At 66.5% G+C, this 23,005-nt stretch carries 23 protein-coding genes; 20 read left to right on the forward strand and 3 right to left on the reverse strand.

Going from position 1 to position 23,005, the window contains the following annotated elements:
- Positions 1 to 4: 4 nt before the first annotated feature.
- On the reverse strand, positions 5 to 3,151 hold the full coding sequence (locus tag WS51_RS15820; protein WP_069229428.1) for an Rne/Rng family ribonuclease: 3,147 nt from the start codon (positions 3,149 to 3,151) through the stop codon (positions 5 to 7).
- Positions 3,152 to 3,875: 724 nt separating this feature from the next.
- Here WS51_RS15820 and WS51_RS15825 point away from each other — a divergent pair.
- The 4 genes from WS51_RS15825 to WS51_RS15840 are packed head-to-tail and all read left to right on the forward strand — an operon-like array spanning position 3,876 to position 6,957.
- Positions 3,876 to 4,880 carry an RluA family pseudouridine synthase gene (locus WS51_RS15825; RefSeq protein ID WP_059447953.1) on the forward strand — a complete coding sequence of 335 codons (1,005 nt, stop codon included), beginning with the start codon at positions 3,876 to 3,878 and terminating at the stop codon, positions 4,878 to 4,880.
- 5 nt (positions 4,881 to 4,885) lie between these two features.
- Positions 4,886 to 5,545, forward strand: coding sequence for an HAD-IA family hydrolase (locus tag WS51_RS15830; RefSeq protein WP_059502883.1), 660 nt, complete (start codon positions 4,886 to 4,888; stop codon positions 5,543 to 5,545).
- Positions 5,542 to 5,952, forward strand: a complete 411-nt coding sequence (locus WS51_RS15835) for a Rieske (2Fe-2S) protein (RefSeq protein ID WP_059545195.1) — start codon at positions 5,542 to 5,544, stop codon at positions 5,950 to 5,952. Before WS51_RS15830 ends, WS51_RS15835 begins: the two co-directional genes overlap by 4 nt.
- Positions 5,953 to 5,964: 12 nt before the next feature.
- Positions 5,965 to 6,957 (forward strand): S49 family peptidase, encoded by a 993-nt coding sequence (locus WS51_RS15840; RefSeq protein ID WP_059545196.1) that lies wholly within the window; start codon positions 5,965 to 5,967, stop codon positions 6,955 to 6,957.
- A gap of 73 nt (positions 6,958 to 7,030) precedes the next feature.
- Here WS51_RS15840 and WS51_RS15845 read toward each other — a convergent pair whose 3' ends face one another.
- The gene (locus WS51_RS15845; protein WP_069229429.1) at positions 7,031 to 7,753 is read right to left on the reverse strand and encodes an SAM-dependent methyltransferase; all 723 of its coding nucleotides are present in this window, start codon (positions 7,751 to 7,753) and stop codon (positions 7,031 to 7,033) included.
- Positions 7,750 to 8,379, reverse strand: a complete 630-nt coding sequence (locus WS51_RS15850; protein WP_059502876.1) for a Maf-like protein — start codon at positions 8,377 to 8,379, stop codon at positions 7,750 to 7,752. Before WS51_RS15850 ends, WS51_RS15845 begins: the two co-directional genes overlap by 4 nt.
- A gap of 253 nt (positions 8,380 to 8,632) precedes the next feature.
- Here WS51_RS15850 and WS51_RS15855 point away from each other — a divergent pair, with 253 nt between their 5' ends.
- The 16 genes from WS51_RS15855 (at position 8,633) to lepB (ending at position 22,972) form a co-directional block, all read left to right on the forward strand.
- A complete protein-coding gene (locus WS51_RS15855; RefSeq protein ID WP_059447959.1) occupies positions 8,633 to 9,268 on the forward strand; it encodes a YceD family protein in 636 nt (211 codons plus the stop codon).
- Between the two features lie 98 nt (positions 9,269 to 9,366).
- A complete protein-coding gene (rpmF, locus tag WS51_RS15860; protein WP_006051932.1) occupies positions 9,367 to 9,546 on the forward strand; it encodes a 50S ribosomal protein L32 in 180 nt (59 codons plus the stop codon).
- A gap of 129 nt (positions 9,547 to 9,675) precedes the next feature.
- Positions 9,676 to 10,782 (forward strand): phosphate acyltransferase PlsX, encoded by a 1,107-nt coding sequence (gene plsX / locus WS51_RS15865; RefSeq protein WP_059447960.1) that lies wholly within the window; start codon positions 9,676 to 9,678, stop codon positions 10,780 to 10,782.
- Complete coding sequence (locus WS51_RS15870; protein ID WP_069229430.1) at positions 10,783 to 11,772, forward strand: beta-ketoacyl-ACP synthase III; 990 nt, start codon at positions 10,783 to 10,785, stop codon at positions 11,770 to 11,772.
- An 85-nt stretch (positions 11,773 to 11,857) separates the two neighbouring features.
- The gene (gene fabD, locus WS51_RS15875; RefSeq protein WP_069229431.1) at positions 11,858 to 12,790 is read left to right on the forward strand and encodes an ACP S-malonyltransferase; all 933 of its coding nucleotides are present in this window, start codon (positions 11,858 to 11,860) and stop codon (positions 12,788 to 12,790) included.
- A 36-nt stretch (positions 12,791 to 12,826) separates the two neighbouring features.
- Positions 12,827 to 13,576 (forward strand): 3-oxoacyl-ACP reductase FabG, encoded by a 750-nt coding sequence (gene fabG / locus WS51_RS15880; protein WP_059447963.1) that lies wholly within the window; start codon positions 12,827 to 12,829, stop codon positions 13,574 to 13,576.
- Between the two features lie 144 nt (positions 13,577 to 13,720).
- Entirely contained in the window at positions 13,721 to 13,960 is a 240-nt protein-coding gene (acpP, locus tag WS51_RS15885; RefSeq protein ID WP_004197638.1) for an acyl carrier protein, read from the forward strand.
- Positions 13,961 to 14,122: 162 nt separating this feature from the next.
- Positions 14,123 to 15,355: a beta-ketoacyl-ACP synthase II gene (gene fabF, locus WS51_RS15890; protein ID WP_059447964.1), complete on the forward strand. Its 1,233-nt coding sequence runs from the start codon at positions 14,123 to 14,125 to the stop codon at positions 15,353 to 15,355.
- A 12-nt stretch (positions 15,356 to 15,367) separates the two neighbouring features.
- Positions 15,368 to 15,832, forward strand: coding sequence for a protein YgfX (locus tag WS51_RS15895; RefSeq protein ID WP_059545204.1), 465 nt, complete (start codon positions 15,368 to 15,370; stop codon positions 15,830 to 15,832).
- Between the two features lie 91 nt (positions 15,833 to 15,923).
- The gene (gene rpoE, locus WS51_RS15900) at positions 15,924 to 16,523 is read left to right on the forward strand and encodes an RNA polymerase sigma factor RpoE (protein WP_006752490.1); all 600 of its coding nucleotides are present in this window, start codon (positions 15,924 to 15,926) and stop codon (positions 16,521 to 16,523) included.
- Positions 16,524 to 16,611: 88 nt separating this feature from the next.
- Positions 16,612 to 17,229, forward strand: a complete 618-nt coding sequence (locus WS51_RS15905) for a sigma-E factor negative regulatory protein (RefSeq protein ID WP_059502868.1) — start codon at positions 16,612 to 16,614, stop codon at positions 17,227 to 17,229.
- A 5-nt stretch (positions 17,230 to 17,234) separates the two neighbouring features.
- Positions 17,235 to 18,287, forward strand: a complete 1,053-nt coding sequence (locus WS51_RS15910; protein WP_059447966.1) for a MucB/RseB C-terminal domain-containing protein — start codon at positions 17,235 to 17,237, stop codon at positions 18,285 to 18,287.
- Between the two features lie 16 nt (positions 18,288 to 18,303).
- The gene (locus tag WS51_RS15915; RefSeq protein ID WP_059447967.1) at positions 18,304 to 19,803 is read left to right on the forward strand and encodes a DegQ family serine endoprotease; all 1,500 of its coding nucleotides are present in this window, start codon (positions 18,304 to 18,306) and stop codon (positions 19,801 to 19,803) included.
- 7 nt (positions 19,804 to 19,810) lie between these two features.
- Complete coding sequence (locus WS51_RS15920) at positions 19,811 to 20,047, forward strand: glutaredoxin family protein (protein WP_059447968.1); 237 nt, start codon at positions 19,811 to 19,813, stop codon at positions 20,045 to 20,047.
- A gap of 221 nt (positions 20,048 to 20,268) precedes the next feature.
- Entirely contained in the window at positions 20,269 to 22,062 is a 1,794-nt protein-coding gene (gene lepA / locus WS51_RS15925) for a translation elongation factor 4 (protein ID WP_059447969.1), read from the forward strand.
- 16 nt (positions 22,063 to 22,078) lie between these two features.
- Positions 22,079 to 22,972, forward strand: coding sequence for a signal peptidase I (gene lepB / locus WS51_RS15930; protein WP_059447970.1), 894 nt, complete (start codon positions 22,079 to 22,081; stop codon positions 22,970 to 22,972).
- Positions 22,973 to 23,005 lie beyond the last annotated feature (33 nt).

Consider the following 23,005-nt stretch of genomic DNA (forward strand, 5'->3'; position numbering starts at 1 on the left):
CCGCTTAATGCCGCGACGTTTCGACCTGCTGCATCGGTGTCGTGTCGACCGGCGGCAGCGGCTTGCGTTCGCGCGGGACGCGGACCGCGCGCGGCAGGCGCGACGCGGCTTCCTGGGCCGCGCGGAACTTGTCGGCGTCGGTGTTCACCCACACGAGGCCGGCTTGTTGCAGCACGACATCGAGGCTCGTCGAAGCGGGCGACGCGACCGGTTGCACGGGCGCCGGTGCCGGTGCGGCAACGGCCTCGGCCGGCGCAGTTTCGACACGCGCCGGTTCGACGTGAGCCGGTTCGACGGCGGACGGAGCCGCTTCGGCTGCGACGACCGGTGCCGGGGCGGCTTGCTCGACGGGCGCGGACTGCGGCGCTTCGACGACGGCCGGCGCGGCCGGCACTTCGAACGCATCGGTCGGCGACACCGCGACGGGAGCCGGGCCGGCTTCCTGAGCGACAGCCGGCACGACCGGTGCCGATTCGGCTGCCGGTGCGACGACGGCGGGCTCGAGCGGCGCGACCGGCGTCGCTTCGACGCGAACCGGTGCCGGCTGCGGCTCGGCCGCGACCGGTGCGGTTGCTTCAGCCACGGCTGCTTCGGCAACGGCGGCGCCGGCAGCGGCGACGGCTGCCACCGCGACCGGTGCGGCCGTATGAACCGGCTCGGCAGCGCTCGGGGCTTCCGTCGTCACGGCCTGCACGACGGCTTCGCCGTCCGCGCCTTGCTCGGCGTGGTCGACCACTGCGCCTTCGTCCTCGCGCTCGCGGCGGCCGCCACGGCGACCGCGGCGGCGGCGACGACGTTCCTCGCCGTCACGTGCGCCGGCTTCCGCGTCGGCTGCTGCATCGGCGCCCGGCAGGGCGACGGCTGCGGCCTGGGCGGTTTCCGCCTCCGGATGGTTCTCGCCACGGGTGACGGTTTCGAGCGTTGCCGCGTGTTGCGTCGGCTTGCGGCGCTCGCCGCGCTCGCGACGCTCGCCGCGTTCCTGGCGCTCGCCGCTGCCGGCTGCCTCGACGGCTTCCGGCTGCTCGGTGCGTTCGCGCGGTTCGCGGTTCTGGCGCGGTTCACGCGGCTCGCGGGCTTCACGCGGTTCGCGGCCTTCGCGCGGACCGCGGCCCTCGCGACCTTCGCGGCTTTCGCGGCTTTCGCGGCTTTCGCGCGGCTCGCGGCCTTCACGCGGTTCGCGACCCTCGCGCGGTTCACGCGGCTCGCGCGCTTCCTTGCCTTCGCGTTCCTGGCGTTGCGACTGGCCACGGCCGGCCGCTACCTGGTCGCGGCCGCCCTGAGCCTGCTGGGCGCCGCCACGGCGGTTGCGATTGCGATCGCCGCCGCGCTGCTCGGTCTTCTCGGTCCGCTCGCGCGCCGGGCGGGCGGCCTGTTCCTTCGCCGGTGCCGGTGCGACCGGCGCGGGCGCCGGAGCCGGCGACATGCCGAACAGACCCTTCAGCCAGCCGATGAAACCGCCGCTCGCCGCGGCGACCGGTGCCGGCGCCGCAACCGGCTCGACCGGACGCTGCGGTGCCGGGCTCGGTGCCGGACGCTCGGGCGTGATGCCCTTGACCGCGGCTTCCTGCTTCGGCTTCACGTCCGCCGCACGCTTGCTGTAGCCGGTTTCCGACTCCAGTTCGCGGGCGGCTTCCTCGGCCATCTTCCAGGATGCACGCGGATCGTCGAGGCGTGCGTCGTCATGGCGCAGGCGCTCGAGCTTGTAGTGCGGCGTATCGAGGTGCTTGTTCGGGATCAGCACGATGCCGACCTTGAAGCGCGACTCGATCTTGTTGATTTCCTGACGCTTTTCGTTGAGCAGGAAGGCGGTCACCTCGACCGGCACCTGGCAGTGGATCGCCGCGGTGTTTTCCTTCATCGCTTCTTCCTGAATGATCCGCAGCACCTGCAGCGCGGACGATTCGGTATCGCGGATGTGGCCGGTGCCGTTACAGCGCGGGCACGTCACGTGGCTGCCTTCCGACAGGGCCGGGCGCAGGCGCTGGCGCGACAGTTCCATCAGGCCGAAGCGGGAGATCTTGCCCATCTGCACGCGCGCACGGTCGTGCTTGAGCGCGTCCTTCAGGCGTTGCTCGACTTCGCGCTGGCTCTTTGCCGACTCCATGTCGATGAAGTCGATCACGATCAGGCCGCCGAGGTCGCGCAGGCGCAGCTGGCGGGCCACTTCGTCCGCCGCTTCGAGGTTCGTGCGGGTCGCCGTTTCCTCGATGTCCGCGCCCTTGGTCGCACGCGCCGAGTTCACGTCGATCGCGACGAGCGCTTCGGTGTGGTCGATCACGATCGCGCCGCCCGACGGCAGCGGCACCGTGCGGGAATATGCGGTCTCGATCTGGTGCTCGATCTGGAAGCGCGAGAAGAGCGGCACGTCGTCGTGGTAGCGCTTCACCTTCGACACGTTGTCCGGCATCACGATGTCCATGAACGCACGGGCCTGATCGTAGATCTCGGTCGTGTCGATCAGGATTTCGCCGATATCGGGCTGGAAATAGTCCCGGATCGCGCGGATCACGAGGCTCGATTCCAGATAGATCAGCATCGGCTGGCCGGCGTTGCCGCTTTGCGATGCCGCTTCGATCGCGCGCCACAGCTGCAGCAGGTAGTTCAGGTCCCACTGCAGTTCCTCGGCGCTGCGGCCGATGCCCGCGGTGCGGGCGATCATGCTCATGCCGTCCGGAATCTGCAGCTGCGCCATCGTTTCGCGCAATTCCTGACGCTCGTCGCCTTCGATCCGGCGCGACACGCCGCCGCCGCGCGGGTTGTTCGGCATCAGCACGAGGTAGCGGCCGGCGAGCGAGATGAAGGTCGTGAGGGCGGCGCCCTTGTTGCCGCGCTCCTCCTTCTCGACCTGGACGATCAGCTCCTGGCCTTCGCGCAGGGCATCCTGGATGCGCGCGGAGCGCATGTCGATGCCTTCCTTGAAGTATTGACGGGCGACTTCCTTGAACGGCAGGAAGCCGTGGCGGTCTTCGCCGTAGTTGACGAAGCACGCTTCGAGCGACGGCTCGATGCGGGTCACGACACCTTTGTAGATATTGCCTTTGCGCTGTTCGCGCCCGGCTGTTTCGATGTCGATGTCGATGAGCTTTTGCCCATCGACGATGGCGACGCGCAGCTCCTCCTGCTGCGTCGCATTGAACAGCATGCGTTTCATGAACGACTCCAGGCGGCTCTGCTGCCGGCGCCTCGCGGTTGTCAGTCGCGAGGGCGGGAACGACGGCAGGCCGCGCCTTGTTGTGTTGTCACGAGCACGCTGGAGCGGGAAGGATGGCGGGGAGAATTGCCTGAAGAGGCGCTTGGGCCCGAAACACGGGGCCGGCGGCCATAGGGCACTTGCGAACACGGCTTCAAAGCACGGCGTCCACACACCGCACGCTGCGAAAGCGCGCTAAGCCTGAGACCGGGGCACTGCCACGGGGCGCGCGCAATGCGTCGCGCGCGCCGACGGGCGGCAGATGCTGCGGCTTGGGCCGCAGCGGGGAGTATCGAATCCAGCCCGACTTTCCCGCCTGGGGTGTACTTCCCTGGTTTGACGTCGCCAAGCCCCGCACGCTTCGCGGGGCCAAATCGGGCGCAACGCCGTAATTTTCGCAACCGGCAGCCTGCGGACGTACTTCACGCCGCCGGGCTGCCGATCAAATTCTTTTCAACCAACTTTCCGTTACCGCGGCGCCTTGCCGACCGAATCCGCCTGTGGGCGCGATCCTTGCCGACGGGCGGCGCCGTGCGTGCAACTTGCTGCATCTCTTTGATTAGGGGCGAGCAGCAGACCCCCGGCGCAAGTAAAATAGCAGTTTGCGCTTGCGCCTTGCCCGATTCCGTCGGGGCCGGCCTGTCAGGCCACCCTCAACGTCAGGCTGGGCAAAATTATATTCAGTATGAATGAGTTAGGCAAAATATCCCAGAATTCAGTCGCAAGCGGCCAGGTATCGATGATCCAGATCGACGAAAACTCGGCCGGTCAGCGGATCGACAACTTCCTGTTGCGCGTCTGTAAAGGCGTGCCCAAAAGCCATATTTACCGGATCCTGCGCAGCGGGGAAGTGCGCGTAAACAAGGGTCGGGTCGACGCCCAGTATCGCCTCGCGTTCGGCGACGTCGTGCGCGTGCCGCCCGTGCGCGTGGCGGCAGCCGACCTCGCGCGTGCCGACACGCCTGTCGTGCCGCCCGCGCAGTTCGACGTGCTGTACGAAGACGATGCGATGCTCGTCATCAACAAGCCGGCCGGCGTCGCGGTGCACGGCGGCAGCGGTGTCGCGTTCGGCGTGATCGAGCAGATGCGCCAGGCGCGTCCGCGCGCGAAATTCCTCGAACTCGTGCATCGGCTCGACCGCGAGACCTCCGGGATCCTGATGCTCGCCAAGAAGCGCTCGGCGCTCGTCGGCCTGCACGAGCAGATCCGCGAGAACCGGATGGACAAGCGCTACTTCGCGTGCGGGCATGGCGAATGGCAGCCCGACTGGGGGCGTCGGCGTGCGGTGAAGGCGCCGCTGTTCAAGTATTCGACCCCGGAAGGCGAGCGGCGCGTGCGCGTGCAGGACGACGGCCTGCCGTCGCATACGGTGTTCAACCTGATCGAGCGCTGGCCGGACTATGCGCTGGTCGAGGCGGAACTCAAGACGGGTCGGACCCATCAGATTCGTGTGCATCTCGCGCATCTCGGCCTGCCGATCGCCGGCGACGCCAAGTACGGCGACTTCGCACTGAACAAGGCGCTGGCGCGCGCGAACGCACAGCCGTCGCTCAAACGGATGTTCCTGCATGCGTACCGGCTGAAGCTCGCGCATCCGCTGACCGGCGAGGCGCTGCAGTTCGACGCGCCGCTGCCGGACGAATGCCGGCGCTTCCTCGATCAACTCCGCGCTCTGCGCGATACCGCCTGACTCGCATGGCCCGACAGCAATTTGACCTGATCGTCTTCGACTGGGACGGCACGCTGATGGATTCGACTGCGCACATCGCGCACAGCATCCAGGCCGCGTGCCGCGATCTCGGCCTGCCCGCGCCGTCGGACGAGGCGTCCCGCTACGTGATCGGCCTCGGCCTGCGCGATGCGTTGCAGATTACGGCACCGACCCTCGATCCTTCCGATTATTCGCGGCTTGCCGAACGCTACCGCTATCACTATTTGCTGGACGATCAGCGCATCGAGCTGTTCGCCGGCGTGCGCGAACTGCTCGCGGAATTGCGCGACACGGGTTATCTGCTCGCGGTCGCGACCGGCAAGGGCCGGGTCGGGCTGAACCGCGTGCTCGACCAGTCGAAGCTGACGAGCCTGTTCGATGCGACGCGCTGCGCGGACGAGACGTTCTCCAAGCCGCACCCGGCGATGCTGCATGAACTGTCCCGCGAATTGGGGCAGGATCTTGCGCGTACCGTGATGATCGGCGACACCACGCACGACCTGCAGATGGCCGCCAGCGCCGGGGCCGCGGGCATCGGCGTGTCGTACGGCGCGCACACGGCCGATGCGCTGGCCGCGCTGACGCCGCGCTTCGTCGCGCCGGACGTCGGCGCGCTGGCGGCGTGGCTGCGGGAGCACGCATGAGCACGGCGCCGGAAGCCGTGCGTGTGTGCGCATCGGATGCGCTGGCCGACGGCGGCGCCGGCGTGCGTGTCGACGCGTCGTTGCGCGGCGAGCAGGCGGTCGTGTTCTTCGTGCGCTACGAGGGTCGTGCGTACGGTTACCTGAACCGCTGCGCGCACGTGCCGATGGAGCTCGACTGGGCAGAAGGGCAGTTCTTCGAGTCGTCGGGCCTGTACCTGATGTGCGCGACGCACGGCGCGATCTACGCGCCCGATACCGGAAAGTGTGTCGGCGGCCCGTGCCGCGGCGGCCGCCTGCGGGCGGTCGAGGTGGACGAGCGCGACACGCCGGACGGGCGTGCGGTATTCTGGGTACCGGATGCCGACCTGGGGCCTGCCGCTGCGCCCCCTTCCGCCACGACCGACTGAAGACATTACTGCATGGCCGACCAACCGAACATCCCCGATTCCTCGTCCCGTCCCGACAGCCGCGAACCGAACTGGGAGCGTGCAGCGCTCGAGCGGATCGCGCTGGCGGCCGTCAAGGAACAGCGCGCCGCGCGACGCTGGAAGATCTTCTTCCGCTTTGCGTTCCTCGGCGTATTCGTGCTGCTCGCGTTCGCGCTGATCGATTTCTCGAGCGACTCGAAGTTCGCGTCGAGCGGGCGCCATACGGCGCTGGTGACGATCGACGGCGAGATCGCGGCGGGCACCAACGCGAACGCCGACGACATCAATACGGCGCTGGACGCCGCTTTCGACGACAGCGGCACGGCCGGCGTCGTGCTGCGGATCAACAGCCCGGGCGGCAGCCCGGTGCAGGCGGGAATGGTCTATGACGAGATCCGCCGGCTGCGCAAGAAGTATCCGGACAAGCCGTTGTACGTCGTCGTGACCGACATGTGCGCATCGGGCGGCTATTACATTGCGTCCGCCGCCGACAAGATCTTCGTCGACAAGGCGAGTATCGTCGGCTCGATCGGCGTGCTGATGGACGGGTTCGGCTTCACGGGCCTGATGGGCAAGCTGGGCATCGATCGCCGCCTGCACACGTCGGGCGAAAACAAGGGCTTCTACGACCCGTTCTCGCCCGAGACGCCGAAGATGGACGCCCATGCGCAGGCGCTGCTCGACCAGGTTCATGCGCAGTTCATCAAGGCGGTGAAGGATGGCCGCGGCAAGCGGCTGCACGAGACGCCCGACATGTTCTCGGGCCTGTTCTGGACGGGCGAGAAGAGCGTCGAACTCGGGCTGGCCGACGGCTATGGCACGACCGACACGGTTGCCCGCGACGTGCTGAAGGCGCCGGATCTCGTCGACTACACGGTGAAGGAAAGCCTGACGAATCGCGTTGCGCGCAAGTTCGGCGCGGCGGTCGGCGGTGCCGCGATGAAGGCGCTGACCGCAGGCGGCGCCTCGTTCGGCCTGCGCTGAGCGGCGGCCGGCCGCCACCGCGGCGATCGGGGCACGACGCCCCGTGCCGCCAGCGCTGCGACCGGTGCGGAGCTCAGTTCGCGAGCAGCAGGAAGATGGCGGGGCGCTTGTGCAGATTCGGCGCAGGCGCCTTTTTCCAGTCGGCCACCGAGCGGCTGGCGATGGTCTCGGTCTCGAGGGTCAGATCGGCCGCGACGCAGATCTGCGTCGACGGCGCACAGGTGGCGACGAGCGTATCGAGCATCGAGTGATTCCGGTACGGCGTCTCGATGAAGATCTGCGTCTGGCGTGCCTTGCGCGACAATTGCTCGAGTTCGCGCAGGCGTTTCGCGCGCGCGGCCGCATCGACCGGCAGATAGCCGTTGAACGCGAAACTCTGGCCGTTCAGGCCCGAGGCCATCAGCGCGAGCAGGATCGAGCTCGGCCCGACGAGCGGCACGACCTTCACGCCGCGCTCGTGCGCGCGGCGGACCAGCAGCGCGCCAGGATCGGCAACGGCGGGGCAGCCGGCCTCGGACACGAGCCCGGCGTCCGCGCCTGCGAGCACCGGTGCGAGCAGCCGGTCGATCTCGCCGGCCGGCGTATTGACGTTCAGTTCCCGGATCTCGATTTCCTGGATCGGCCGCGTCGTGCCGATCTTCTTCAGGAACGCGCGGGTCGTTTTCGCGTTTTCGCCGATGTAATAGCCGAGCGTGCCGGCGCGCGCCTGCACGGCGGCGGGCAGCACGGCGGCGAGCATCGATGCATCGCCTTCGCCGAGCGTGTTCGGGACGAGGTAGAGCGTGCCGGCGGTCATGCGCGGTCTCCGTGGGTGGCAAAGAGCGGATAGCCCGCGTCGCGCAGCATCCGCGTGAGCGCGATCAGCGGCAGGCCGACGAGCGCCGTCGGGTCGTTCGAGTCGATGGCATCCAGCAGCGCGATGCCGAGCCCTTCGGACTTCGCGCTGCCGGCGACGTCGTACGGCGTTTCCGCGCGCAAGTACGCGTCGAGTTCGGCTTCGGGCAGCGAGCGGAAGCGCACGTGCGTGACGACGTCCTCGCTCCAGCTTTCGCCCGTGCGGCTGTCATACAGGCTGAGCGCGCTGTGGAATTCGACGTCGCGACCCTGCATCGACAGGAGCTGAGCGAGCGCGCGCTCGTGCGTGCCGGGCTTGCCGATCTGGCGGCCGTCGAACGTCGCGACCTGGTCCGACCCGATCACGAGCACGCCGTCCGGCGCATCGATCGTCGCGGCGACCGCGCGCGCCTTCGCGCCGGCGAGACGCAGCGCGGTCGCGGCCGGCGTTTCGCCTGCGAGCGGGGTTTCGTCGAGGTCGGGCGACATGACGTCGAACGGCAGGCCGAGGCGCTCGAGGAGCGCGCGGCGGTAGCGGGAACTGGAGGCGAGAATCAGCCGCGGCGGGCGGCAAACGGTATCCGGCATGGTCGATTGGGTCGATGAGTCGTCAGGTGTGGCGCGGTGTTGCGAGGGCGCAAGCATAAGTGATTGACCGCAAAAGGTAAAACAGGTATGCTTTCCCGCTTTTCGTCGGCAGGCTTTCACCGCGGTGGCGCCTGCCGGGTCTTCGGAAGTAAAGTACGTAATCGTACGCGGCGTAGATCGCGCACGTGCGCGGCGCCGAAAGTGCGGCGCCACAAGCCGGATCCCGCAGTCAGCCTGTAGGCAGGAGCGCAACATGAACACTTCTTCTGGCAAACCTGCGGCATCGCTTGATCCGCACGCAGTCGACCTGTTCGAATTCGCCCGCAGCGGGCGGCAGGCAGCCGGTGCCGTGCGCCTGTCGCAGCTGCCGCGCATGCTGAACGAAGTGCCGGCTGACGCGCCCGATCGCGACACGGTCTTCACGTGGCAGGCCGAAGGGTTCACCCAGAAGGAGTTGCAGGACGACGGCGCCGATGGGCAGCAGCCGTATCTGCGCCTCGCGGTGCACGGCCATGCGTGGCTCACGTGCCAGCGCTGCATGACCCCGTACGACCAGACGTTCGACGTCGACATGACGTACCGGGTCGTTACGACCGAAGAAGAAGCTGAAGAATTTCCGCTCGACGACGATGAAGCCGATGTGATCGTGGGCTCGCGCCAGTTCGATCTCGTCGACTTGATCGAAGAGGAGTTGCTGCTTTCGTTGCCGCTCGTGCCCAAGCACGAGGTTTGCCCGGCAGTTCACGAAAGCCTCGTGTCGGGTGCGAGCGGTCCTTCGGAAGACGCGGACGACGAGTCCGCCGAAGACGAGGACGAAGGCAAACGGCCGAATCCGTTCGCGGCGCTGCAAGCGCTGAAGAAGGACGGGGACGGCGGCAAGAAACACTAAGCAGTTGTGGCGCGGGAAGGCGTAAGGGCTTTGGGCCAGGGTAGTTAAGCGCCGGATCGGGCTGTGTTAGAATCCGGAAAATTATTTAGGAGTTAGTCATGGCAGTCCAGCAAAACAAGAAGTCGCCGTCGAAGCGCGGCATGCATCGTTCGCACGATTTCCTGACGGCAGCGCCGCTGGCAGTCGAGCCGAGCACGGGTGAAGTGCACCTGCGTCACCACGTCAGCCCGAACGGCTACTATCGCGGCAAGAAAGTCGTCAAGACGAAGAACGACTAAGCGTCAAGTCACGCGTTGCGCGCTACGATCGCCGTTCGCGTGACAACTGGTTCGCTTGACACTTTCCTGGCTCAACAAAAAGGCGGCATTCAACTGCCGCTTTTTTGTGCCTGAAATTCGTCGCATTCCATGACCGTAAAGCTCACAATCGATTGCATGGGAGGCGACCACGGCCCGTCCGTGACCGTTCCCGCGGCAGTCAAGTTCGTTCGCGCGCATTCCGATGCGCACCTGATGCTCGTCGGCATCGACAGCGCGATCCGCGCTCAGCTGAAAAAGCTGAAAGCCCTCGACGATCCCGCGCTGACCATCGTGCCCGCCACCGAAGTCGTGGCGATGGACGACCCTGTCGAAGTGGCGCTGCGCAAGAAGAAGGATTCTTCGATGCGTGTCGCGCTCAACCACGTCAAGGAAGGCGCGGCCCAGGCCTGTATCTCCGCCGGCAACACCGGCGCACTGATGGCCGTTTCCCGTTATGTGCTCAAGACGCTGCCCGGCATCGAGCGGCCCGCGATCGCGTTCGCACTGCCGAACCCGACCGGCTACACGATGATGCTGGACCTCGGCGCGAACGTCGACTGCGAGCCGCAGCACCTGCTGCAGTTCGCGGAGATGGGGCATGCGCTCGTCGCCGCGCTCGAGGGCAAGGAGCGTCCGACGATCGGCCTGCTGAACATCGGCGAAGAGGTCATCAAGGGCAACGAGACGATCAAGCGCGCGGGTGAACTGCTGCGCGCCAGCACGCTGAATTTCCGCGGCAACGTGGAAGGCAACGACATCTACAAGGGCACCGTCGACGTGATCGTCTGCGACGGCTTCGTCGGCAACGTCGCGCTGAAGACGTCCGAAGGGCTCGCGCAGATGCTGTCCGACATCATCCGCGAAGAGTTCGGCCGCTCGCTGATGTCGAAGCTGATGGCGCTGCTCGCACTGCCGGTGCTGATGCGCTTCAAGAAGCGCGTCGATCACCGTCAGTACAACGGCGCGGCGCTGCTGGGACTGAAGAGCCTGGTGATCAAAAGCCACGGTTCGGCCGACGCGTACGCGTTTGAGTGGGCGATCAAACGCGGGTATGATGCCGTCAAAAACGGCGTGCTGGAGCGCCTCACGCGCGCGATGGCAGACAATTCGGCGTCGCTCGGCGACGGCGAACACGACGCGGGCGGCGCGGGCCAGACGAGCCCGGCCGCAGGCCATCACGCCGAACCTTCCGCTGCGCAATCCTCTAAAGCATAAATGGCCCAATCGACTCTCTATTCCCGCGTGCTCGGCACGGGCAGCTACCTGCCGCCCGACCGCGTCACGAACCAGCAGCTCGCCGATCGTCTCGCGAAGGAAGGCATCGAGACGAGCGACGAGTGGATCGTTGCGCGCACGGGCATCCATGCGCGTCACTTCGCCGCACCGGACGTCACGACGAGCGATCTCGCGCTCGAAGCGTCGCGTCGAGCGATCGAGGCGGCCGACATCGATCCGCAGTCGATCGACCTGATCATCGTCGCGACTTCGACCCCCGATTTCGTGTTCCCCAGCACGGCGTGCCTGCTGCAGAACAAGCTCGGCATCAAGAACGGCGGCGCGGCATTCGACGTGCAGGCCGTGTGCTCGGGCTTCGCGTATGCGATGGCGACGGCCGACAGCTTCATTCGCAGCGGCCAGCATCGCACGGCGCTCATCGTCGGCGCGGAGACGTTCTCGCGCATTCTCGATTTCAAGGACCGCACGACCTGCGTGCTGTTCGGTGACGGCGCGGGCGCGGTGATCCTGTCCGCGTCGGACGAGCCGGGCGTGCTCGGCAGCGCGCTGCACGCGGACGGCAGCTATTCGAACATCCTCTGCACGCCGGGCAACGTCAATCGCGGCGTGATCGACGGCAGCGCGTTCCTGCACATGGACGGGCAGGCCGTGTTCAAGCTCGCGGTGAACGTGCTCGAAAAGGTCGCGATCGAGGCGCTCGCCAAGGCGAATCTCGCGCCCGAGCAGATCGACTGGCTGATTCCGCACCAGGCCAACATCCGCATCATGACCAGCACCTGCCGCAAGCTCGGCCTGCCGCAGGAGCGCATGGTCGTGACGGTCGATCAGCACGGCAACACGTCGGCTGCATCGATCCCGCTCGCGCTCGACGCCGCGGTGCGCGACGGCCGCATCCAGCGCGGTCAGCACGTGCTGATCGAGGGCGTCGGCGGCGGTTTCACGTGGGGCGCATCCGTCTTCCGCTACTGATCCGCGGCGCGCACTTGCTGCGCGCGGATCCCGAACCGGCGCGCCGTTCGCGCGCGCCGTCCGAATCGATTCAATTGGGGACGATATGAAATTTGCATTCGTTTTTCCGGGGCAGGGCTCGCAATCGGTCGGCATGCTCAACGCATTCGCCGATCTGGCCGTCGTGCGCGAGACGCTCCAGGAAGCATCCGATGCACTCAATCAGGATCTCGGCAAACTGATCGCCGAAGGTCCGGCCGAAGAACTGAATCTGACCACGAACACGCAGCCCGTGATGCTGACGGCTGCCTACGCGTGCTATCGCGCATGGCAGCAGGCCGGCGGCTCGGCACCGTCGATCGTCGCGGGTCACAGCCTCGGCGAATACACGGCGCTCGTCGCCGCGGGCGCGATCGCGTTCAAGGACGCGGTGCCGCTCGTGCGCTTTCGCGCGCAGGCGATGCAGACGGCCGTGCCGGTCGGCGAGGGCGGCATGGCCGCGATCCTGGGTCTCGACGACGACACGGTGCGCGCGGTGTGTGCCGAAGCCGCGCAGGCGGGCGTCGTCGAAGCCGTGAACTTCAACGCGCCGGCGCAGGTCGTGATCGCGGGCGCGAAGGCGGCCGTCGAGAAGGCCTGCGAGATCGCGAAGGCAAAGGGCGCGAAGCGCGCGCTGCCGCTGCCCGTGTCGGCTCCGTTCCATTCGTCGCTGCTCAAGCCGGCGTCGGACCAGCTGCGCGACTATCTCGCGAGCGTCGACGTGAAGGCGCCGCAGATTCCGGTGGTCAACAACATCGACGTCGCGGTGGTCAGCGATCCGGCCGCGATCAAGGACGCGTTGGTGCGCCAGGCCGCGGGCCCGGTGCGCTGGGTCGAGTGCGTGCAACACATCGCGGGCACGGGCGTCACGCACGTGATCGAGTGCGGCCCGGGCAAGGTGCTGGCGGGCCTGACCAAGCGCATCGACGGCAACCTGGTCGGCGCATCGGTGTTCGATCCGGCTTCGCTCGACGAAGCACTGAAGCTGGCGGCCGCCTGACGCGGCGCCTTTCCTCAAGAGACGGATATTCGATTCATGGAAAAGACTCTCGATAAACAGGTCGCGATCGTGACCGGCGCGTCGCGCGGCATCGGCCGGGCGATCGCGCTCGAACTCGCGCGCCTGGGCGCGACGGTGATCGGCACGGCGACGAGCGAATCGGGCGCCGCCGCGATTACCGCGGGGTTCGAGCAAGCAGGCGTGACCGGGCGCGGCGCGGTGCTGAACGTCAACGACGCGGCGGCAGCCGAAGCGCTGATCGACGCGACCGTGAAGGAATTCGGCGCGCTGCACGTGCTCGTCAACAACGCCGGGATCACGCAGGACCAGCTCGCGATGCGGATGAAGGACGAGGACTGGGACGCGGTGATCGACACCAACCTGAAGTCGGTGTTCCGGCTGTCGCGCGCAGTGCTGCGTCCGATGATGAAGGCCCGCGGCGGGCGCATCATCAACATCACGTCGGTGGTCGGCTCGGCCGGCAACCCGGGGCAGGCCAACTACGCGGCCGCGAAGGCCGGCGTCGCGGGCATGACGCGCGCGCTCGCGCGCGAGATCGGCAGCCGCGGCATCACGGTGAACTGTGTCGCGCCGGGCTTCATCGATACCGACATGACGAAGACGCTGCCGGAAGAACAGCAGGCCGCGCTCAAGACCCAGATTCCGCTCGGCCGCCTCGGCAGCCCGGAAGACATCGCCCATGCCGTTGCGTTCCTCGCATCGCCGCAGGCCGGTTACATCACCGGCACGACGCTGCACGTGAACGGCGGCATGTACATGTCGTAACGGTTTTCGTTTACCATCCGCGCCGTATCCCGTTTTTCAGGCGGATCGGCGCTTGATCGACCATCAAGCCAACGCGCGTTTTGGCGTCAGCAAACCTGATAAAATGCGCGCACTTGTAAATCTGAACTTTCCCTCGGAGGGGTAATGGATAACATCGAACAACGTGTCAAGAAGATCGTCGCTGAGCAACTGGGCGTCGCAGAAGCCGAGATCAAGAACGAAGCATCGTTCGTGAACGATCTGGGCGCGGACTCGCTCGACACGGTTGAACTGGTGATGGCGCTCGAAGACGAGTTCGGCATGGAAATCCCGGACGAAGAAGCAGAGAAGATCACGACCGTTCAGCAAGCGATCGACTACGCTCGCGCAAACGTCAAGGCGTAAGCGCCTTTCGCGCTTGTCTGCCACGTCGCCGCGATCTTCGCGTTTGACGCGCCATCCTGCCGGCAACCGCGCCGGACGGACTAACAGCCGCAGGGCTCGCAGGGCTGGTTCCTGTGGCCACTGTGGCTTTTGCTTTTGTCATCCAATGGAAAAGAGGTTACCGTGAGCCGCCGTCGTGTTGTCGTTACAGGCCTGGGGCTGATTTCGCCTGTTGGCAATAATGTTGCCGACGGCTGGGCCAATCTCGTCGCCGGCAAGTCCGGCATCGCCACCGTCACCAAGTTCGATGCGTCGAACCTCGCGTGCCATTTCGCGGGCGAAGTGAAGGGTTTCAACGCCGAGGAGTACATCCCGGCGAAGGAAGCCCGGAACATGGATACGTTCATCCATTACGGCATCGCAGCCGGTGTCCAGGCGATGCGCGACAGCGGCCTCGAAGTGAACGAAGCCAATGCGGAACGCATCGGCGTGCTGGTCGGCTCCGGCATCGGCGGCCTGCCGATGATCGAAGACACGCACCAGACGTACGTCGATCGCGGCGCACGTCGCATTTCGCCGTTCTTCGTGCCGGGTTCGATCATCAACATGATCTCGGGCCACCTGAGCATCATGTTCGGCCTGAAGGGCCCGAACCTCGCGGCCGTGACGGCCTGCACGACCGGTCTGCACAGCATCGGCCTCGCGGCGCGCCTGATCCAGGCCGGCGACGCCGACGTGATGGTCGCCGGCGGCGCGGAGTCGACGGTGTCTCCGTTGGGCATCGGCGGTTTCGCGGCAGCGCGTGCGCTGTCGACCCGCAATGACGATCCGGCCACCGCGTCCCGTCCGTGGGACAAGGACCGCGACGGCTTCGTGCTGGGCGAAGGCGCGGGCGTGATGGTGCTCGAGGAGTACGAAGCGGCGAAGGCGCGCGGCGCGAAGATCTATGCGGAAGTCTCGGGCTTCGGCATGACGGGCGACGCGTATCACATGACCGCGCCGAACATGGACGGCCCGCGCCGCTGCATGGTCGCGGCACTGCGCGATGCCGGCGTGAATCCGGACGAGGTCCAGTACCTGAACGCGCACGGCACGTCGACGCCGCTCGGCGACAAGAACGAGTCCGATGCGGTGAAGGCGGCCTTCGGCGAGCACGCGTACAAGATGGTCGTGAACTCGACGAAGTCGATGACGGGCCACCTGCTCGGTGGCGCGGGTGGTCTCGAGTCGGTGTTCACGGTGCTCGCGCTGCACAACAACGTGTCGCCGCCGACCATCAACATCTTCAACCAGGACCCCGAGTGCGATCTCGATTACTGCGCAAACACCGCGCGTGACATGAAGATCGACGTTGCCGTGAAGAACAACTTCGGCTTCGGCGGTACCAACGGCACGCTGGTGTTCAAGCGCGTCTGACGCTGAAATCGCTTGACGAGTCCATTCGATGCTCCGGCCGGGCGTCCGCAGCGTTTTGCGTTGCGGGCCTCGGCCGTGTCGTATGTCGTGCTGGCCGTGTTCGTCGCGGCGGCCGCCGCGTCCGCGTACCTGTTCTGGGCGCCGCGGGCCGGTGCCGCCGCCGGCGCATGCGTGTCCGCGGTGACGGCTGCACTGCTTGCCGTGTGTGCCGCACGGGCCTGTGCCCGCCGGCTGCCTGCCGAGCTGCAGATCGATGCATTCGGGGAGATTGCGGCGTTTGGCCGCACCGGGCGCTTGCTGGCCCGGGGCCGCGTGACCGGCCATGCACACTGGAGCAGCGTGCTGCTCGTGCTGTCGGTCGGGCAGGGCGCCCGGCGTGCGCGGCCGCTGCTGATTCCTGCCGACGCGCTCGACGCCGCGTCGTTCAGCGCGCTGTCCGTGCTGGCGCGTACCGCGGGCGCGGCGGCGCGGGCATGACGGCGACACGGTTACCGACCGTAACCAGCGGCCGGCGCCGGAACGCTACAATAACGCTCCGCGTTGCATCCCTAGTTAACGGATTTGTCAGGTGAGTGAAAAAGAAATCGATCAGGCTCTGGTCGAGCGCGTACAGAAGGGCGACAAGGCAGCGTTCGAACTCCTGGTCTCCAAATACCACCGCAAGATCATTCGGCTGATCTCGCGCCTCGTGCGGGATCCCGCCGAGGTCGAGGATGTGGCCCAGGACGCGTTCATCAAGGCGTATCGTGCGCTGCCGCAATTTCGCGGCGAGTCCGCGTTCTACACGTGGTTGTACCGGATTGCCGTCAATACGGCGAAGAACTACCTTGCGACGCAGGGCCGCCGGGCACCGACCTCCACCGAGGCCGATGCCGAGGAAGCGGAAACTTTCTCCGACGCAGACCAACTAAGGGATATCAACACGCCTGAGTCGATGTTGATGAGCAAGCAGATTGCCGAGACGGTCAACGCTGCAATGGCCGTCCTGCCCGAAGAGCTGCGCCAGGCGATCACGCTGCGCGAGATCGAGGGCCTGAGCTACGAAGAGATCGCGGAAATGATGGATTGCCCGATCGGGACGGTCCGGTCGCGGATCTTCCGGGCACGCGAGGCAATCGCTGCGAAATTGCGTCCGCTGCTCGATACACCCGAAGGCAAGCGCTGGTAAGCGCGACGGGTGCAACGACGCGGGTCGGGGTCTAGTTACGGATAGAGTCGTGAAGTCACGACGGGGTGTGTGCAAGATGGGGAGCATCATGGGGTCGGTCAATACGCAGTCGCAAGCGTGCTCGCGCGGCGAGCGCCTTTCCGCTCTGGTCGACGGTGAACTGTTCGACGGCCCGGATCACGGGCAGTTTCTGGCTGAGCTCGACCGCGCGGATCGCGCTGCGTGGGCCCATTACCACCTGATCGGCGATGCGCTGCGCTCGGACGAGCTCGCGCTGTCGCCCGCGCTGAGTGCCGCGTTCACCGCGCGCATGTCGGCCGCGCTCGAAAGCGAGCCGCACCTGCTCGCGCCGGCCGCCGCGCCGGTCGCGCGCAAGCTGCTGTCGCTGCGCCGGCGGGTCGTGCCCGCGTTCGCGGTGGCCGCCGCGGCCGCCACGCTGACGTGGATCGTCGTTCCGCAGATGCAGACGGCCGGTGCGCCGGGCGCCGTCCAGGTCGCATCGACAGGCGCACCGCAGAGCGGCAACCTGCAGCGCGTGACGGTTGCGCAGGCATCGGCGCAGCCGGGCCTGCAGGATGTCAACATCATCCGCGACGCAAGTCTCGACCAATACCTTGAAGCGCACCAGCAATTCGCGCAGCAGCCCGTCGTCACGGGCTCGATGCCGCTGATCCGCGCTGCCGTGACCACCACGCCAGGCCAATAAACCCGATGCGGACATTGCAGTTGAATCACGCCATCTCCGGATGGAAGCGGCTGCCGGCCCTCCTGCTTTGCGCAGCCGCCCTGTTGTCCGTTCAATCCCTCCCAGCCAGCGCGCAGCAACCGGACGATCCCGTCGCGACCCGCAAGGGTGCGGCGGACTGGCTCGATCGCATCCAGCAGGCGGCCCAGCAGCAGAGCTACGAGGGTACGTTCGTTTACCAGCGCGGCGGCTATGTCCAGTCGTCGCGTATCGCGCACGTGGCGTCCCGCGACGGCGAGTTCGAGCGGATCGAGTCGCTCGACGGCAAGCCGCGCAAGGTTCTGCGGCACAACGACGAGTTGTACACGTTCGTTCCCGAGCGCAAGTTGTGCGTGGTCGAGCGCCGCCAGACGCGCGATTCGTTCCCTGCGTTGCTCGGCGCGGGCGGCGAGCAGGTGATGTCCGTTTATGACGCGAAGCTGCTCGGCAAGGACCGCGTGGCCGGGGTCGACGCGCAAGTGGTCGAGCTCGTGCCGAAGGATGCGTACCGGTTCACGTACAAGCTGTGGGCCGATACCCGCACCGGGCTGCTGCTGCGTTCGCAGACGCTCGATGCGAGCGATCACGTGCTCGAACAGGTCGCGTTTTCGCAAATCCAGACGGGCGGCACGGCAGGCGACAAATCCGCGATCGCGGCCGGCATGCGCAACTTGAACGGCTGGACGGTCGTTCGCCCGCCGGTCGCGGCGGTCGACATGGAAGCGCAGGGCTGGCAGATCGCACCGACCATCGCCGGGTTCCGGAAGATTCGCGAGGTGCGCCGGCCGATGGCCGCGCGCGACGCGGGCGATCCGCCGATTCCGGTCGATCAGGCGGTGTTCACCGACGGCCTCGCGACGATCTCCGTCTTCATCGAGCCGGCCGAAAAGAACACGCGCAAGGAAGGCGCGGGCAGCACGGGCGCGACCCACGTTCTCGTGAAGCGTCGCGGCGACTACTGGATCACCGTGCTCGGCGAAGTGCCGCCGGCCACGTTGCAGCAGTTCGCGTCTGCCATAGAATACAAGGCTTCCAAGTAACGCTACGGCTTCCGACATGACGAAACTCACGCTGCGCAAAGTGCTCGCGGCGGCGGCGCTGTGTGCCTGCCTGCCGCTCGTCCCGCAACCCGCGGCGGCTGTCACGCCTCCCGCTGCCAGCCTGCCCGACTTCGCCGATCTGGTCGAGAAGGTCGGGCCGGCGGTCGTGAACATCCGGACCACCGCGAACGTGCCGACGCCCGGGCCGCGCGGCGTGCTGCCGCCGGGCTTCGACAACGGCGACATGTCGGAATTCTTCCGCCGCTTCTTCGGCATTCCGCTGCCGCAGGCGCCCGGCAACGGTGGCGGCAACGGCAACCCGAAGAACGCGCCGGCGCCGGACAACCCGCCCGACACCGAGCAGAACCGCGGCGTCGGTTCGGGCTTCATCGTGTCGGCGGACGGCTACGTGATGACCAACGCGCACGTCGTCGACGACGCGGACACCATCTACGTGACGCTGACCGACAAGCGGGAATTCAAGGCCAAGCTGGTCGGCGTGGATGACCGCACGGACGTCGCGGTCGTCAAGATCCAGGCATCGAATCTGCCGGTCGTCGCGATCGGCGATTCGAACAAGGTGCGCGTCGGCGAGTGGGTCGTCGCGATCGGTTCGCCGTTCGGCCTCGACAACACCGTGACGGCCGGCATCGTGAGCTCGAAGAGCCGCAACACGGGCGATTACCTGCCGTTCATCCAGACCGACGTCGCGGTCAACCCCGGCAACTCGGGCGGCCCGCTGATCAACATGCAGGGCGAGGTGATCGGCATCAACTCGCAGATCTACAGCCGCACCGGCGGTTTCATGGGCATTTCGTTCGCGATCCCGATCGACGAGGCGATGCGCGTGGCAGACCAGCTGAAGGCGACCGGCAAGGTCACGCGCGGCCGCATCGCGGTGGCAATCGGCGAGGTGACGAAGGACGTGGCCGACTCGATCGGGCTGCCGAAGGCGGAAGGCGCGCTCGTCAGCAGCGTCGAGCCGGGCGGTCCGGCCGACAAGGCGGGCATCCAGCCGGGCGACATCATCCTGAAGTTCAACGGCCGCCCGGTCGATGCGGCGTCGGACCTGCCGCGCATGGTGGGCGACACCAAGCCGGGAACGAAGGCGACCGTCAGCGTGTGGCGCAAGGGCCAGGCGCGCGAGGTGCCGATCACGATCGCCGAGACGCCGGCGGAGACGACGGCGAAGGCCGAGCAGCGCAAGAATGTGCCGCAGAAGCCGCGCCAGGCCAATTCACTCGGCTTGACGGTCAGTGACCTTTCGGCTGACCAGATGAAGTCGCTGAAGCTGAAGAACGGCGTGCAGATCGACGGCGTCGACGGTCCGGCGGCCCGCGCGGGCCTGCAGCGCGGCGACATCGTGCTGCGCGTCGGCGACACCGACATCACGAGCGCGAAGCAGTTCGCCGACGTGACCGCGCAGCTCGATCCGCAGAAGGCGGTCGCGGTGCTCGTGCGGCGCGGCGACAACACGCAGTTCGTGCCGGTGCGCCCGCGCCCGGTCCAGAAGTAACGCGCCGATGTTCACGCTCTACGGCCGCGGCTGGTGCCACCTGTGCGACGACATGCGCGACGCGCTGGCACCGGTGGCGGCCGAATTCGGCATTGCCGTCGACTACGTCGACATCGATGCCGATCCGGCGCTCGTTGCCCGTTACGACGAGGACGTGCCGGTTCTGCTGCTGGACGGCACGGAAGTGTGCCGCCACCGGTTCGACGAGACGAGGGTGCGCGGCGCGCTGACGGCGCGCCGCTGAACCTGGCCCCGTGGCCGGCCGCGCCGTCCGGGCGACCGGTTGCGGTGGCGAGCTGCCCGCCGAGGTCGGCGGCACGGCGCCCTGACCGGGCGTGCTCGACCAGGCGCCCCAAATTACCGCCCGGCAAAGGCCTTTTCGGCTAAAATAAGCCGTTTTTTCACCGACTTACAAGGCGTGCTCCGCAGTCGTCGAGCGCGCCTTTTTCGCTTGATCGGCACTGAATGGATCATATTCGCAATTTCTCGATCATCGCGCACATCGACCATGGCAAGTCGACGCTCGCGGATCGCATCATCCAGGTATGCGGCGGCCTCGCCGACCGTGAAATGGAAGCGCAGGTGCTCGATTCGATGGATATCGAGCGCGAACGCGGCATCACGATCAAGGCGCAGACGGCAGCACTGTCCTATCGCGCCCGCGACGGCAAGGTCTACAACCTCAACCTGATCGATACGCCGGGGCACGTCGACTTCTCGTACGAAGTCAGCCGCTCGCTGTCCGCGTGCGAAGGTGCGCTGCTCGTGGTCGACGCGAGCCAGGGCGTCGAGGCGCAGACGGTCGCGAACTGCTACACGGCGATCGAGCTCGGCGTCGAGGTCGTGCCGGTGCTGAACAAGATCGACCTGCCGGCCGCGAACCCCGAGAACGCGATCGAGGAGATCGAGGACGTGATCGGCATCGACGCGACCGACGCGACGCGCTGCAGCGCGAAGACGGGTCTCGGCGTCGAGGATGTGCTCGAAGCGCTGATCGCGAAGGTGCCGCCGCCGAAGGGCGATCCGGCCGCGCCGCTGCAGGCGTTGATCATCGACTCGTGGTTCGACAACTACGTCGGCGTCGTGATGCTCGTGCGAATCGTCAACGGCACGCTGCGCCCGAAGGACAAGATCAAGCTGATGGCGACGGGCGCGCAATACCCGGTCGAGCATATCGGCGTGTTTACGCCGAAGTCGCGCAATCTCGAATCGCTGTCGGCCGGGCAGGTGGGCTTCATCATCGCCGGCATCAAGGAACTGACGGCCGCGAAGGTCGGCGATACCGTCACGCACGCGACCAAGGCCGCCACCGAGCCGCTGCCGGGCTTCAAGGAAGTGAAGCCGCAGGTGTTCGCGGGCCTCTATCCGGTCGAGGCGAACCAGTACGACGCGCTGCGCGAGTCGCTCGAGAAGCTCAAGCTGAACGACGCATCGCTGCAGTACGAGCCGGAAGTGTCGCAGGCGCTCGGCTTCGGTTTCCGCTGCGGCTTCCTCGGGCTGCTGCACATGGAAATCGTGCAGGAGCGGCTCGAGCGCGAGTTCGACATGGATCTCATCACGACCGCACCCACGGTCGTCTATGAGGTGGTGCAGAGCGACGGTTCGACGATCATGGTCGAGAACCCGGCGAAGATGCCGGAACCCGCGCGCATCGCCGAGATCCGCGAGCCGATCGTCACCGTGAACCTGTACATGCCGCAGGACTACGTCGGCTCCGTGATCACGCTGTGCGAGCAGAAGCGCGGCTCGCAGATCAACATGCAGTATCACGGTCGGCAAGTGCAGCTCACGTACGAAATCCCGATGGCCGAAATCGTGCTCGACTTCTTCGATCGCCTGAAGTCGGTGTCGCGCGGTTATGCGTCGATGGATTACGAGTTCAAGGAATACCGCACGTCGGACGTGGTGAAGGTCGACATGCTGATCAACGGCGACAAGGTCGATGCGCTGTCGATCATCGTGCACCGCTCGCAGTCGCAGTATCGCGGCCGCGAAGTGGCCGCGAAGATGCGCGAGATCATTCCGCGCCAGATGTACGACGTGGCGATCCAGGCCGCGATCGGCGCGCACATCGTCGCGCGCGAGAACATCAAGGCGCTGCGCAAGAACGTGCTCGCGAAGTGCTACGGCGGCGACATCACGCGAAAGAAGAAGCTGCTCGAGAAGCAGAAAGAAGGTAAGAAACGCATGAAGCAGGTGGGTTCGGTCGAGATCCCGCAGGAAGCGTTCCTCGCGATCTTGCGCGTCGAAGACAAATAACAGGACTGATCCTTTTATGAATTTTGCGCTGATTCTTTTTGTGCTCGTCGTCGTGACGGGCGTAGCGTGGGTGTTGGACAAACTGGTGTTCCTGCCGCGGCGACGCAAGGCGGCCGACGCGGCGATCGAGGAGTTCGATCGCCAGCAGTCGCGTATCGACAAGCGTTTCGCGGACGAAAACGCAGGGCAGACGCGTTCGAAGCTGCGCGACGAGAAGCTGCGCCAGCCGTGGTGGCTCGAGTACACCGCGAGCTTCTTCCCGGTGATCCTGGCCGTGTTCGTCGTGCGTTCGTTCGTCGTCGAGCCGTTCAAGATCCCGTCGGGCTCGATGGTGCCGACGCTGCTGGTCGGCGACTTCATCCTCGTCAACAAGTTCGAGTACGGCCTGCGCATGCCGATCACGAACACGAAGATCACGCAGGGCAGCCCGCTGTCGCGCGGCGACGTCGTCGTGTTCCGCTATCCGAAGGACGAGTCGGTCGACTACATCAAGCGCGTGATCGGCCTGCCGGGCGACACGGTCGCCTACCAGGACAAGCAACTGACGATCAACGGCCAGCCGGTGCCCGAAACGCCGCTGCCGGATTTCTTCGACGACGAGCGCCAGAACTACGCGAAGCAGTTCGAGGAGACGATCGGCACGAAGAAGAACGCGATCCTCAACAATCCGGCCGTGCCGCCGTTCGTGATGGGCGCCTACGATTATCCGTATCGCGACAACTGCACGTACAACAGCCGCGGCGTGATCTGCAAGGTGCCGCCGGGCCACTACTTCATGATGGGCGACAACCGCGACAACAGCGCGGACAGCCGCTACTGGGGTTTCGTGCCGGACAACAACATCGTCGGCCGCGCGTTCTTCATCTGGATGAACTTCGGCGACCTGAAGCGCATCGGTTCCTTCAACTGATCGCGTTCGACTCGCACGCAATGCGCGACGCAC

Origin of the sequence: Burkholderia territorii (assembly GCF_001718335.1) — a bacterium.
GTDB lineage: Bacteria > Pseudomonadota > Gammaproteobacteria > Burkholderiales > Burkholderiaceae > Burkholderia > Burkholderia territorii.

Coding starts and splice junctions, on each gene's coding strand:
- WS51_RS15910 (WP_059447966.1), top strand. CDS start 17,235: ATGCGGACATTGCAGTTGAATCACGCCATCTCCGGATGGAAGCGGCTG.
- lepA (WP_059447969.1), top strand. CDS start 20,269: ATGGATCATATTCGCAATTTCTCGATCATCGCGCACATCGACCATGGC.
- WS51_RS15905 (WP_059502868.1), top strand. CDS start 16,612: ATGGGGTCGGTCAATACGCAGTCGCAAGCGTGCTCGCGCGGCGAGCGC.
- fabD (WP_069229431.1), top strand. CDS start 11,858: ATGAAATTTGCATTCGTTTTTCCGGGGCAGGGCTCGCAATCGGTCGGC.
- WS51_RS15840 (WP_059545196.1), top strand. CDS start 5,965: ATGGCCGACCAACCGAACATCCCCGATTCCTCGTCCCGTCCCGACAGC.
- WS51_RS15820 (WP_069229428.1), bottom strand. CDS start 3,151: ATGAAACGCATGCTGTTCAATGCGACGCAGCAGGAGGAGCTGCGCGTC.
- WS51_RS15870 (WP_069229430.1), top strand. CDS start 10,783: ATGGCCCAATCGACTCTCTATTCCCGCGTGCTCGGCACGGGCAGCTAC.
- fabG (WP_059447963.1), top strand. CDS start 12,827: ATGGAAAAGACTCTCGATAAACAGGTCGCGATCGTGACCGGCGCGTCG.
- WS51_RS15920 (WP_059447968.1), top strand. CDS start 19,811: ATGTTCACGCTCTACGGCCGCGGCTGGTGCCACCTGTGCGACGACATG.
- plsX (WP_059447960.1), top strand. CDS start 9,676: ATGACCGTAAAGCTCACAATCGATTGCATGGGAGGCGACCACGGCCCG.
- WS51_RS15855 (WP_059447959.1), top strand. CDS start 8,633: ATGAACACTTCTTCTGGCAAACCTGCGGCATCGCTTGATCCGCACGCA.
- rpmF (WP_006051932.1), top strand. CDS start 9,367: ATGGCAGTCCAGCAAAACAAGAAGTCGCCGTCGAAGCGCGGCATGCAT.
- WS51_RS15835 (WP_059545195.1), top strand. CDS start 5,542: ATGAGCACGGCGCCGGAAGCCGTGCGTGTGTGCGCATCGGATGCGCTG.
- WS51_RS15830 (WP_059502883.1), top strand. CDS start 4,886: ATGGCCCGACAGCAATTTGACCTGATCGTCTTCGACTGGGACGGCACG.
- lepB (WP_059447970.1), top strand. CDS start 22,079: ATGAATTTTGCGCTGATTCTTTTTGTGCTCGTCGTCGTGACGGGCGTA.
- WS51_RS15915 (WP_059447967.1), top strand. CDS start 18,304: ATGACGAAACTCACGCTGCGCAAAGTGCTCGCGGCGGCGGCGCTGTGT.
- WS51_RS15825 (WP_059447953.1), top strand. CDS start 3,876: ATGAATGAGTTAGGCAAAATATCCCAGAATTCAGTCGCAAGCGGCCAG.
- acpP (WP_004197638.1), top strand. CDS start 13,721: ATGGATAACATCGAACAACGTGTCAAGAAGATCGTCGCTGAGCAACTG.
- WS51_RS15845 (WP_069229429.1), bottom strand. CDS start 7,753: ATGACCGCCGGCACGCTCTACCTCGTCCCGAACACGCTCGGCGAAGGC.
- WS51_RS15850 (WP_059502876.1), bottom strand. CDS start 8,379: ATGCCGGATACCGTTTGCCGCCCGCCGCGGCTGATTCTCGCCTCCAGT.